General features: G+C 60.4%; 4 protein-coding genes. 1 reads left to right on the top strand and 3 read right to left on the bottom strand.

Going from position 1 to position 1,819, the window contains the following annotated elements:
* A partial coding sequence (locus EOD07_RS38265; RefSeq protein ID WP_206519635.1) for a hypothetical protein occupies window positions 1-181 on the bottom strand: 181 nt, incomplete at its 3' end.
* Between the two features lie 350 nt (window positions 182-531).
* Between EOD07_RS38265 and EOD07_RS37920 the strand changes: the two genes are divergently transcribed.
* The gene (locus EOD07_RS37920) at window positions 532-690 is read left to right on the top strand and encodes a hypothetical protein (RefSeq protein WP_164772785.1); all 159 of its coding nucleotides are present in this window, start codon (window positions 532-534) and stop codon (window positions 688-690) included.
* 97 nt (window positions 691-787) lie between these two features.
* Here EOD07_RS37920 and EOD07_RS33155 read toward each other — a convergent pair whose 3' ends face one another.
* Both EOD07_RS33155 and EOD07_RS33160 read right to left on the bottom strand, forming a co-directional pair.
* Window positions 788-1,084: an antibiotic biosynthesis monooxygenase gene (locus EOD07_RS33155; RefSeq protein ID WP_127238227.1), complete on the bottom strand. Its 297-nt coding sequence runs from the start codon at window positions 1,082-1,084 to the stop codon at window positions 788-790.
* A 23-nt stretch (window positions 1,085-1,107) separates the two neighbouring features.
* Window positions 1,108-1,422 (bottom strand): GYD domain-containing protein, encoded by a 315-nt coding sequence (locus tag EOD07_RS33160; RefSeq protein ID WP_127238228.1) that lies wholly within the window; start codon window positions 1,420-1,422, stop codon window positions 1,108-1,110.
* Between the last annotated feature and the right edge of the window lie 397 nt (window positions 1,423-1,819).

Below are 1,819 nucleotides of genomic sequence, written 5' to 3' on the forward strand. Positions count from 1 at the left end.
GCTTCTCAGGAACCGCGATACGGAAAACACCGTCGTCGGCAAGATCAACTACAAGTTCTAAAGCAATTCCGGAAAAGCGTGGAGCGCCTTCCGGTGCCGGGCTCTCCGCTTGACAGCCCATGTCCGATGCCGCACGTTTCAGTGCTGGTTGGGGACTTTGCCATGAAGAAAGAATATTCAAGGCCGACGCTCGTCCGCAAAGGCCGGCTTTCGGCGCAGACCGCCGCGAGGGTCATTTCCGGGGATTCGCAGGCGCCGGAGTAAAGCGCGCCGCCGTCTCGGCGGGACATCAATTGACACATCGGTCAATCAGCCCAAGCGTCTGACATTGCAGGCCACACGGGCTTGCGACTGGCGCGCAGGCCGCATGCCTGATCTCATAAATTAATTTGCATGCATATGTTTCAAGCCGCCCCGGCTTCGTGAAGCATTTCACCGTTCGTGCGCAATCGACTGGTTACAGACGCATTGCAAAAGCGGCGCCGGGAAGAGGCGGCACCGGTTTTCCGCCGCTGATCTACGGGGGTTTCCATGTTCAAAAGTCTCAACCGAATCCGCGCCGCCTTCGCGCAGGCCAGCAAGCGCCGCCGTACGACGCGCGAGCTCAACGAGCTGCCGACCGAGATCAAGAAGGATATCGGCTGGCCGGAACAGTCGAACCACCTCGACGAGATCCGGTTGCCATTCTGAGGGCCGCGCAGACGCGCCACGCCAGCGCGGCGGCATGTCGTCGGCCGCAAGCGTCGGCCGGGCGCATGGTGGCCCGGCCCGCCAGAGGGAAGTACCCTCAGCCTATTTCCGCAACGACCGTCCCTGATACCGGATCCGTCACGCCGAGTTCGCCGCCGAGGTCTTCGAGCATATCGCGGAACGTGTCGAGAATGCCGATCATCATCGGACGCGCCGCGGCCAGGCTGTCCATGTCGTTCCATTCGCCGACCATGCAGAATGTGCGCTCGCCGGTCTTGATAAGGGCGCCCTTGCGAAAGCCCTTGGCGTTCAGCGAGATCTTCTCATGCGCATCGACGAAGGCCTTTTCCTTGCCTGGCTTGGTGCGAAAACGGACTACGTTATAGGCGGTCATGGCGTCCTCCGATCGGTTTGAGGTCAGCCGGCCGGCTTGTAGGCGCCGGCGGCCTTGTTGGCGGCCGCGAGCACGGCCTTCATGTCCAGCTCTTCGAGAACGACCATGTCGCGCACCGAGCCGCTTGCCCGCACGGCAAGGGTCATGCCCATCCCGGCGGCCTGGTTCGGCACCTCGCCATTGACGATGACGTCATATTTGCCGCGCGTGAACATCAGGCTGTTCATCTTGCCACCCACGCTTTCAAACAGCGCGGCGATTGCAACCTCGCGGTTCGATCCTTGCATCAGCCCCTTGGCGGCATGGGGTTCGTAAGTCGCCAATATGGTAACCTTCATGGGATCCTCCTCCAAATATCACTGCCTCGGCGGCCCAATGATGAGGGGCGGCACGGACGTGCGTGTTTTCTCCTGGCATTTGACTGGTCTATCCGTGGACCGCTCGGGCAGTCCTGGCCAACGGGCGGTTCAACCGCAGCGAAGCTCCGGCTTGCTGTAATATGCGCCTTTTCTAATATAACGACAATCCACCATCTGCCGGGGCCGATGACCAAATTTCCATTAGCATTTGCGAAAATCTGTGGGCCAAATGTCGCCAGGGCGATGCGCCATGACCGTTTTGTGTATTCACGCGAAAGGCGCGGCCTGATAATAGGTCAACCAAGCTGACCTAAATAAAGCACTGCGGGAGGTGCGCCTTGACCCTGTTGAACCTTCTGGCCTCGCGCTCCACGCG

It is taken from the genome of Mesorhizobium sp. M2C.T.Ca.TU.002.02.1.1, from assembly GCF_003997225.1.